The 9095-nt window shown below is 37.4% G+C and carries 10 protein-coding genes; 3 read left to right on the top strand and 7 right to left on the bottom strand.

Annotation, left to right across the window (positions count from 1 at the left end):
• Nucleotides 1-775: 775 nt before the first annotated feature.
• The 4 genes from secF to IQ237_RS25485 form a co-directional block, all read right to left on the bottom strand.
• Nucleotides 776-1738, bottom strand: coding sequence for a protein translocase subunit SecF (gene secF / locus IQ237_RS25500; protein WP_194060038.1), 963 nt, complete (start codon nucleotides 1736-1738; stop codon nucleotides 776-778).
• Nucleotides 1735-3147, bottom strand: coding sequence for a protein translocase subunit SecD (gene secD, locus IQ237_RS25495; protein WP_194060039.1), 1413 nt, complete (start codon nucleotides 3145-3147; stop codon nucleotides 1735-1737). Before secD ends, secF begins: the two co-directional genes overlap by 4 nt.
• Before the next feature lie 134 nt (nucleotides 3148-3281).
• Nucleotides 3282-4265 (bottom strand): alpha-ketoacid dehydrogenase subunit beta, encoded by a 984-nt coding sequence (locus tag IQ237_RS25490; protein WP_194060037.1) that lies wholly within the window; start codon nucleotides 4263-4265, stop codon nucleotides 3282-3284.
• Nucleotides 4266-4506: 241 nt separating this feature from the next.
• A complete protein-coding gene (locus IQ237_RS25485; protein ID WP_096565886.1) occupies nucleotides 4507-4719 on the bottom strand; it encodes a helix-turn-helix domain-containing protein in 213 nt (70 codons plus the stop codon).
• A gap of 161 nt (nucleotides 4720-4880) precedes the next feature.
• Between IQ237_RS25485 and IQ237_RS25480 the strand changes: the two genes are divergently transcribed.
• The 3 genes from IQ237_RS25480 (at nucleotide 4881) to IQ237_RS25470 (ending at nucleotide 6170) form a co-directional block, all read left to right on the top strand.
• On the top strand, nucleotides 4881-5333 hold the full coding sequence (locus IQ237_RS25480; RefSeq protein WP_194060036.1) for a hypothetical protein: 453 nt from the start codon (nucleotides 4881-4883) through the stop codon (nucleotides 5331-5333).
• A gap of 130 nt (nucleotides 5334-5463) precedes the next feature.
• A complete protein-coding gene (locus IQ237_RS25475) occupies nucleotides 5464-5874 on the top strand; it encodes a hypothetical protein (protein ID WP_194060035.1) in 411 nt (136 codons plus the stop codon).
• On the top strand, nucleotides 5874-6170 hold the full coding sequence (locus IQ237_RS25470) for a hypothetical protein (RefSeq protein WP_194060034.1): 297 nt from the start codon (nucleotides 5874-5876) through the stop codon (nucleotides 6168-6170). Before IQ237_RS25475 ends, IQ237_RS25470 begins: the two co-directional genes overlap by 1 nt.
• A 141-nt stretch (nucleotides 6171-6311) precedes the next feature.
• Here the strand turns inward: IQ237_RS25470 and IQ237_RS25465 are convergent, their stop codons facing one another.
• From IQ237_RS25465 to IQ237_RS25455, 3 genes are all read right to left on the bottom strand, one after another.
• Nucleotides 6312-6593 (bottom strand): hypothetical protein, encoded by a 282-nt coding sequence (locus IQ237_RS25465; protein WP_194060033.1) that lies wholly within the window; start codon nucleotides 6591-6593, stop codon nucleotides 6312-6314.
• Between the two features lie 195 nt (nucleotides 6594-6788).
• On the bottom strand, nucleotides 6789-7766 hold the full coding sequence (hemB, locus tag IQ237_RS25460) for a porphobilinogen synthase (RefSeq protein WP_096565892.1): 978 nt from the start codon (nucleotides 7764-7766) through the stop codon (nucleotides 6789-6791).
• A gap of 565 nt (nucleotides 7767-8331) precedes the next feature.
• Nucleotides 8332-8691 carry a DUF4870 domain-containing protein gene (locus IQ237_RS25455; protein ID WP_194060032.1) on the bottom strand — a complete coding sequence of 120 codons (360 nt, stop codon included), beginning with the start codon at nucleotides 8689-8691 and terminating at the stop codon, nucleotides 8332-8334.
• Nucleotides 8692-9095 lie beyond the last annotated feature (404 nt).

The following is a 9095-nucleotide window of genomic DNA, read 5'->3' as shown; positions in this document are numbered from 1 at the left end:
TTGATGATTTAAGTATTTGTCTGAATCAGGATTTCCAGGATTTGAGGATTTTCAGGATGATAGTGTTTAATGGTTGGTGGTGATTTGCTGATTTAAGTATTTGTCTGAATCAGGATTTCCAGGATTTGAGGATTTTCAGGATGGGATGGAAATTTATGATGTTGATAGTTGAAAACTCTATATATAAAGTCTATATATATATATGGGCGTACTCTTTTCCACCCATAACATAAGAATAAAACAATCTGGGGATTTTGTCAAGTGTTAATTTGATGATTTTTCTGCATCAGGATGTGATTGGTTGATGAATATTTGTGATATATTTATATTATTGATTATTGAAATCAGGGAAATTATTTATTTAATTTTGAAAGATCGTTAAATTGATAATCCATTAAATCCTGTAAATCCTTAAATCTTGGACATCCTGATTCAGACAAAAAAATCAAACATCAAAATCAAGATATTCAATTACTCATGATTGTCTCTCCAATTTTCCCACATATAAGTTAGCTCACCTACTGTTATGATAGTAGTAGCTATATTTGTTTCTCCCACTTCCTTAAAAGGATGTACAGGATGTTGATGTTGATGTTGATGTTGATGTTGATGAATTAAAAAAAAAATTAAAACTCTGTTTGATTTTTAATTATCAATTATCAATTATCAATTATCAATTATCCTTACTTTACGGGCGAAGCATTCGGGTGATTAATTCTCGATTTTTCCCCAATATTTTTGTCCTAATGCTTCGCCCCTACTGACTCCTGACTCCTTAATCAACAGATGTATGAATTTTATCTATTGTATATTCATTGCGTTCTCGCCACCATGTTAACAGGGTACTAGCAATGAAAATACTAGAATAAGCACCTGCTACAAAGCCAATAATTAAAGCCAGAGAAAAATATTTCAAAGTTTCCCCACCAAACAAGAAAATAGCAAACAAAGACAACATAGTTGTTAAGCTAGTGTTGATTGACCTGGTTAAAGTTTGATTGACAGCATCATCAACAATTTCTGCGATTGGTGTTTGAGGATGGGTTTTAATAGTTTCCCGAATGCGGTCATAAATTACAACCGTATCGTTAACAGAGAAACCTGTAATAGTCAGCAAGGCGACAATGAATAGACTATCTACTTCTATACCTGCAACCAAACCAAAAATTGAGAATATCCCTGCTGTCACCAAGAGATCGTGAAATGTGGCAACGATCGCAAACACCGCATAATCCCACTGGAAACGTACAGCGAGGTAGATAATAATACCGATAAAGGAAACTGTTAAAGCTATAATTCCAGTCCTAAACAGTTCTCTTCCTAATGTCGGACCAACAGAGTCAATTTGGTTTTTTTGCGGATCAAAAGCACCAACTTTTTCACTTAAAGCTGCTTGTAATTTAGTTCTTTGATCAGTTTCTAGGTTTTTTGTACGGATAGTGATGCCATTTTTCTGACCATTTTCGGAGATTAATTGAATACTACTATCTCCTAGTCCTTGCTCTTTGGCAACTTCCCGCACCACATTAATATCTATTGGTTGTTCACAGTTGCCCGGTTGACTACAATCTCTCACCAATTGTAAGCGCGTACCACCAATAAAGTCTAACCCAGGACGCAGAGGTGCTTGAATGTTGGGATTTTGCCAAGATATCACCATTGATATGATACCACTCAGGATCACTGCTGATGAAATAGTCCACCAAAGATTGCGCCATTTATTAATATGTAGTGTCATCTAGCCACCTCTGTCTTATTTGCTGCTGTCAAGTTAGGACAGTAAAGTTCTGTTTTCCGCCAAGAGGGAATGGAAATTGCTATAAACATCAAGGTACGACTACAGGTAATGGCAGTAAACATACTCACAGCTACCCCTAAAGCTAAGGTGAGGGCGAAACCTTTAACTAACCCAGAACCTAACCAAAATAGAGCAGCGCAAGCAATCCAGGTAGTAACATTACTATCTAAAATACTGGAAAATGCTCGGTAAAAACCAGATTCCACAGAACGATATAAAGATTTACCGGCTCTTAATTCTTCCCTGGTGCGCTCAAAAATCAGTACGTTAGCATCTACCGCCATACCAATACTGAGGATAAATCCAGCAATTCCTGGTAAGGTGAGGGTAACGCCTAATAACGCAAAGGTAGCCCAGGTTAAAAGAGAGTAAATCACTAGAGATACATCGGCAATCAATCCTGGTAGTCTGTAATAAACCACCATAAAGATTAAGACTAAAATTAGACCACCGATACCAGCGTAAATACTGCTTTGAATACTATCTTGCCCCAAAGTTGCACCTACTGTTCTTCTTTCGGCAATTTCTACAGGTACGGGTAACGCGCCTCCTCGTAACTGTACACCTAAATTATTGGCTTCTTCTGCTTGGAAACGTCCTGTAATTATGGCAGAACCACCTGTGATCCCAGTGGCTGCAAATTCTACTCCTACTGTGGGAGAACTAATTAATTCATTGTCAAGAAAAATACCGATAGTGCGATCTGTTCCTGCTAACTTTCGAGTCAAGTCTGCAAATAGTTCACCACCTTTGGTATCGAAGCGCAGGACAACATTCCAATTATTACCTTGGGTGGGTTCACCATAGGCATCTTTGAGGTATTTACCAGTTAATGGTGGATCAGTGCTGGCAAATAATTCGGCGATGGCTTGCTGATTTTTCTTTATCTCTTCTTGATTTTTAGCAATAGCATCTGCATCATTGCTTGTTCTTAATTCTTCTTGCTTATTTTTCAGTTCTGTTTCTGATACTCTGAAGGCCTCTAGTTGAGTATCTGTATCTGGCTTTTGTAACCGAAATTCTAACTGTGCTGTACCCCCTAGTACCTTTTCTGCCTGTTCTGGGTCATTGACCCCTGGTAACTGCACGGAAATTTTATCAGTACCTACTGTTTGAATTACTGGTTCAGAAACACCAAGGCCGTTAATACGACCTTCAACTACTTTTTTCACGGCTTCTAGTTCGCGTTCCGTGATTTCCTTTATTTCTTCGGTTGTTTTCACCTGAATAGTAAGCTGTGATCCTCCCCGCAAGTCTAACCCCAGGGGTACAGGAATTGTGGCAATCACCGTAACTGCGGCGATTACCAACACTATAATTAACGCTAGTAGCGATCGCTGTTTTTGCATACCATAACTCACAACTGACAAAGGCTATAATAACGTTCTTTTTGTCAGGTTTGAGTAGAAGATTAGGGAATAATTGACAATTGACAATTGACAATTATTAATTATCAATTATCAATTATCAATTATCAATTTTCCTACACTCGCAAAGCCATCATTTTCTGTACAGCTTCGACAATTTGCTCTGGTTGGACAATAGTTAACCGTTCTAGATTACCGTTGTAAGGTGTGGGGATATCTTGGGAAGACAACCGCAATACAGGCGCATCCAATTCATCAAACAACCTGTCATTAATAGAAGCGGTTAATTCTGCACCTATACCCCCAGTTCTCATACACTCTTCCACCACTATCACACGGTGGGTTTTCCGTATTGAAGCGCCAATAGTATCAAAATCTAAAGGTTTGAGGGATATTAAATCAATAACTTCTGGATCATATCCTTGTTTTTCCAAGGTTTTCACCGCTTGCAGGACATGATACCGCATCCGCGAATAAGTAAGGATGGTAACATCTTTCCCAGAACGTACTACTTCCGCTTTATCCAGTGGGAGTACATATTCTTCTTCGGGTAGATTTTCTTTTAAGTTGTAAAGTAAAACGTGTTCAAAAAATAACACTGGGTTATTATCGCGGATTGCTGCTTTCAGTAACCCTTTAGCGTTGTAAGGTGTGGAACAAGCGACAATTTTTAAACCGGGAACTGCTTGGAAATATGCTTCTAATCTTTGGGAGTGTTCTGCACCTAGCTGTCTTCCCACACCACCCGGTCCACGGATAACCATGGGAATTTTAAAGTTACCGCCGGAAGTATAACGTAACATCCCCGCGTTGTTAGAAATTTGGTTGAAAGCGAGGAGCAAAAAGCCCATGTTCATACCTTCAATGATCGGTCTTAACCCTGTCATTGCTGCTCCCACTGCTAAACCGGTAAAGCTATTTTCCGCAATAGGGGTATCTAATACTCGCAGATCACCATACTTTTTGCATAGGTCTTTGGTGACTTTATAAGAACCGCCGTAGTGTCCTACATCTTCACCTAAAACAAATACGCTAGAGTCGCGGGACATTTCCTCATCAATAGCTTCCCGCAGAGCGTTAAAAAATAGTGTTTCTGCCATTTAGACCTTTATCAGAATTTAATGTTTTCAAATTTTATCGTGCCTCCGTCCTTAATAACGTCAGCGATCGCACTCTATCAATTTTGGATTTTGGATTTTGGATTGTACTCAGCTACTTCCAGTCTAAATAGGACTTACGCAGAAACCTGGTTTCTTCAAGAAACTACTAATGAATGGGTAGTTGGGTTATTCATTCTCCCAGTCACCAGTCACCAGTCACCAATCACCAATCACCAGTCACCTATTCCTTGACTATTTCATACAAGTCTTCAATCATAACATCAAATATCCGTGCCAACTTGTGGAGAGAAGTAACATCCACCGAAGCTAACCCCGGAGACTTCGCATAATTTTTCAGCGTGGTGTATGCTATTCCTGAACGGTCAGAAACTTCCTTTAGTGTCCAACCCTTCTCCGCTGCAAATTCTTTAACCCGCAACCTCACCAAACCCATACTTGACAAAAGCCTAATTATAGTCTATTATAGTTATAACATAAAAAGCGATCGCCCCTAGTCTACCAAACGAAAGAGCGATCGGCAATCTAAATATCAATTTCAACTTTTTGGCTTTGTTCAACCAAAATACAGGTTCATTTTACCAAAAGTCTTTAATCATGATAACACTAGAAACCACAAAATCCAACTACGTCAATCCTTTATTTAAGTTTGTCACCAAAGAAGCGATCGCCCTATTATTGAAAATACCCGTAGAGCAAATCAGAAAGATTCGCTGTTGGCCGCACGTTATCCTGGTAGTTTCCGAACATTTAGTCAGATTTGTGAGTTACGCCGACTTACCAGCGATTTTAGAAGCAGAAGCGCCCACAGACAAGGATATTCTCACTTGGCGTAAACGTTGGCGCAAACTCAAAACCTATAAAGCACCCAACTTTTGGAAAGAATTTTATACTTTACAGTTACGTCAATCTACCAATAAAGGCACATTACAAGCTTGGTGGGGACTGGTTAACACGATTAAGTTTGCATTATCCCATGATGCTATACAGACAATAAAAAGCGTTTTTCAAGAAGTTGAACATTTGATAGCTGTTTATGTGAAAGGATAAGCTTGTTAATACAAAAAAAGTACGCATTATTTATGGAATAACGAACCGCAGAGGACACAGAGGAATAAGAGTTTAATAGTTTTTGTGTCAGTTCTGTTAAAATAAAATTAAATTTTCAATTGTAGTATCAGTGACAGAAGAAACTAGAGAAGAAATAGCAAAAATACTAGCCAAAGAACTAGCATCAAGAACCGAAATTTCTCCGAAAAGAGAAGGACGAGGTTTTCAGAGTTTTAGTGAATTTAAAAGAACAATGGGTGCAGCAGGTGATGGACAAGCTTGGCATCATATTGTCGGACAAACAACTGTCAATTTACAAAGATTTGGTGCAGAGGCTATTCATAATACAGGAAATTTAGTTAAGCTTGAACATGGTAAAGGTTCAATACATCAAGAAATTACCAATTTTTATAATTCTATACAACCGGAAATCACCAAATCATCAAATATTACAGTGAGAGAGTGGCTGAGTGTTCAGTCATTTGAAGAACAACAAGACTTTGGTATAAGAGTTATTAGAGCTTTTGGAGGAATAGTTTAATGCTGACTTTAGATTTACAATCAATTTTAAACTCAATTCCCAATCAGGTTAATTGGCAAGATATTATACAATTTAACAAATTAGATGAGCGTGTTGCCATAGCTAATGATATTTTTCCCAATCTCATTGGTGTGAATGAAGGATATATTGAATGGTGTCCCGATAATGATCCACCAACCCATTTAGAAACTTTACTTTGGTGGTGGGTTATTCGTCCTGACTTGGGAGCAGCAATAGCTATTGAAGCACCTCAAGAGTTAAAAGAAATTATCAGTCAATATATCCTCAATTTATAAACATTTAATAATAAAGACTACAACAAATAGATTTATGCTTATAGTGGTCACTAATTTAGATATTATTCTTGAGGTTTATCATAAAAAAACCAGAAATATTAGACTATTATTCTGGCTTTTTCCGGTTGTTTTGGCTATTAATTAAGGTATGGGTATATCATTAATTTCGTGATAGATATAAATCAGATTAAAATCATTTATGCTTCCATCATCAAACTTAACTGTTATGTAATTTTCGTAACCCGGTAAAATCTTTGATGTCATACCATATTCATTATATTCAATAATTGTTCCACTTTTATGAGATAAGCCAAAATCATATTTCTTGTTTAGATAGAAATCGACAATTCCTCCTTGAGCATGGCTATATTCTTCTGAAAAAACCAATCTGCCTTGTTCTCCATAAAAATTTAGCTTAACCATGATTAATTCTTCCTAAGATAAAACATTCTTAGTATGAAGATATAAATATCGTGTTATTAACACAACAGTATTATTACGCAAAATGATCTTTCTTTGTTTTTTGCATCAAAAATCCCAAAAATCTCACGCCCAAACACAAAAACACTCAAAAACCTCTTTGCGCCTTTGCGTCTTTGCGTGAGATAATATTTTAATTTACAACCACCGAGCCGCATCTTTAGCGTGGTAAGTTAAAATCAAATCAGCACCAGCCCGCTTAAAGCCAGTCAAAGTTTCCATCACCACACGCTGCTCATCAATCCAACCATTCAAAGCAGCAGCTTTCACCATAGAATATTCACCAGAGACATTATAAGCAGCCACAGGTAAATTACTAGCTTGCTTCACCTGCCAAATAATATCCATATATGCCAAAGCTGGTTTTACCATTAGCATATCAGCACCTTCGGCAATATCCAACTCAATTTCTTTGATCGCTTCACGGGAGTTACCAGGGTCCATTTGGTAAGTGCGTCTATCTCCAAACTGCGGTGTGGAGTCTGCTGCATCCCGGAATGGTCCATAATAAGCAGAAGCATATTTAGCAGCATAGGACATGATGGGGATATCTTGAAAACCCGCTTCATCCAAACCTGCACGAATAGCTTGCACAAAACCATCCATCATTCCCGAAGGTGCGATAATATCTGCACCAGCTTGAGCTTGAGAAACTGCGGTTTTCTTCAATAATTCCAAAGTCGGATCATTTAACACTCTACCAGTTAAATCACCAGTTGTTAAATAACCACAATGTCCGTGATTTGTATATTCACATAAACAAGTGTCATTGATAACAATTAAATCAGGAACTGCTGCTTTAACTGCGGTGGTTGCTTTTTGCACAATACCACAATCATGCCATGCACCAGTAGCATCAACATCTTTATCTTCAGGTATTCCAAATAAGATAATAGCGGGAATACCTAAATCATAAACTTCTTTTGCTTCTTCAACAATTTTATCTATTGAAAGCTGATAAACTCCTGGCATAGATTTTACTTCATTGGCAATACCTTCACCGGGAACAGCAAACAAAGGATATATTAAATCATTGGTTGTTAAAACAGTTTCACGTACCATGCGACGTAGTTGGGGATGAGTACGTAAACGACGAGGACGATGGGTGGGGAACATAGATTTTATATCAAGAAAAACGCAATGGACATAAAACAAAGCGTCACAAAAGCAGTGCTTTAACTTGTGACTTTCAGCCAAACTAGAAACAGTGCTTAACTGTCTTTGCCCTACCGTTGATGAAGCTGTGGGGCAATTTTGTATTTTACAACTTTGTTGACACTTTCCGGGAAGGAATTGGGGAAAATAATTTTCAAGTCAGGAGTCAGGAGTCAGAAGTCAGGAGTCAGGAGTGAGAATAAAATATATGTATCTGAAAGATGGAAATACAAAGAATAAAAAGAAACAGATACAAATAACGAGAGCATTCCAATTTTGAAAAAATAAACTTGTCCTCTGCAAAATCTCTCTAAAACTTTCTTTCCTTCGTGTCCTTCGTCCCTTCGTGGTTCGTTTATTTCATGTCTTGGACTCAATGAAAAAATAAACTTACACATTTGGGATGCTCCCAAAATAGCATTCTCGAAGTTATAATTTCTGAATCCTTTCTCTTAGCTGATTACTGATAGCTGATTACTGATAGCTGATTACTGATCATGAAATAAATACCTAATGAAAAGGATGATTAAAAAACTCGGAAGATGAATGGATAACGGAAGGGTGTATCAGGATTACCAAAAATGCTGATGATAGCAAAAATTGTTAATCCCCAGTGTAGCACATATCCTAAACCTGCGAGTGGTAGTAATATGATCAATGGTAACACTAACCAACCAAGGAGAAAAAATAAACCTCCTAAAATTGCGCCATAAAACCAAACATTGAAATGGAAGTTGATAGATTCTTTGGCGTTGTCTTTGACAACTGGATCATCAGAGATGATTAATAAAGCAATGGGTAAACCTACAGATACAATAGTTGTACTAAAAAAAATTGCTCCGTGAGATAAGGCTGATAATAATTTGCGTTTATCGGTATCGTACATTCTTTGATCCTCATTAAGCTCTAGTTGTTTATTATATCATATTGGATTAAGCACTGATAAATTAGGATGTTTGATTTTGTCTGAATCAGGTGGTTATCTAGCGACTTGTACTGAGCGAAGTCGAAGTAAGTCGAGATAATGTCCAGGATTTAAGGATTGACAGGATGGTAGTTTATATATGGTTTGTTGGTGTTTAAAGTTGCATTTGTCAGAATCAGGATAACCAGGATTAAAGGATGTACAGGATGGGAATTTTTAGATGGTTTGTTTAGTGTTTAAAGTTGTATTTGTCTGAATCAGGATTTCCAGGATTTAAGGATGTACAGGATGGGAATTTTTAGATGGTTTGTTTGGTGTTTAAAGTTGTATTTGTCTGAATCAGGATTTCCAGGATTTAAGGATGT

Origin of the sequence: Sphaerospermopsis sp. LEGE 08334, assembly GCF_015207205.1 — a bacterium.
GTDB lineage: Bacteria > Cyanobacteriota > Cyanobacteriia > Cyanobacteriales > Nostocaceae > Sphaerospermopsis.
Note: the sequence above shows the minus strand (reverse complement) of the source record. Positions and strands in the feature narration are given on the sequence as shown.

Bases quoted from the DNA above. Each gene is read 5' to 3' on its own strand.
- hemB (WP_096565892.1), bottom strand. From the start codon at position 7,766: ATGTTCCCCACCCATCGTCCTCGTCGTTTACGTACTCATCCCCAACTA.
- IQ237_RS25455 (WP_194060032.1), bottom strand. From the start codon at position 8,691: ATGTACGATACCGATAAACGCAAATTATTATCAGCCTTATCTCACGGA.
- IQ237_RS25490 (WP_194060037.1), bottom strand. From the start codon at position 4,265: ATGGCAGAAACACTATTTTTTAACGCTCTGCGGGAAGCTATTGATGAG.
- IQ237_RS25470 (WP_194060034.1), top strand. From the start codon at position 5,874: ATGCTGACTTTAGATTTACAATCAATTTTAAACTCAATTCCCAATCAG.
- IQ237_RS25480 (WP_194060036.1), top strand. From the start codon at position 4,881: ATGATAACACTAGAAACCACAAAATCCAACTACGTCAATCCTTTATTT.
- secD (WP_194060039.1), bottom strand. From the start codon at position 3,147: ATGCAAAAACAGCGATCGCTACTAGCGTTAATTATAGTGTTGGTAATC.
- IQ237_RS25485 (WP_096565886.1), bottom strand. From the start codon at position 4,719: ATGGGTTTGGTGAGGTTGCGGGTTAAAGAATTTGCAGCGGAGAAGGGT.
- secF (WP_194060038.1), bottom strand. From the start codon at position 1,738: ATGACACTACATATTAATAAATGGCGCAATCTTTGGTGGACTATTTCA.
- IQ237_RS25465 (WP_194060033.1), bottom strand. From the start codon at position 6,593: ATGGTTAAGCTAAATTTTTATGGAGAACAAGGCAGATTGGTTTTTTCA.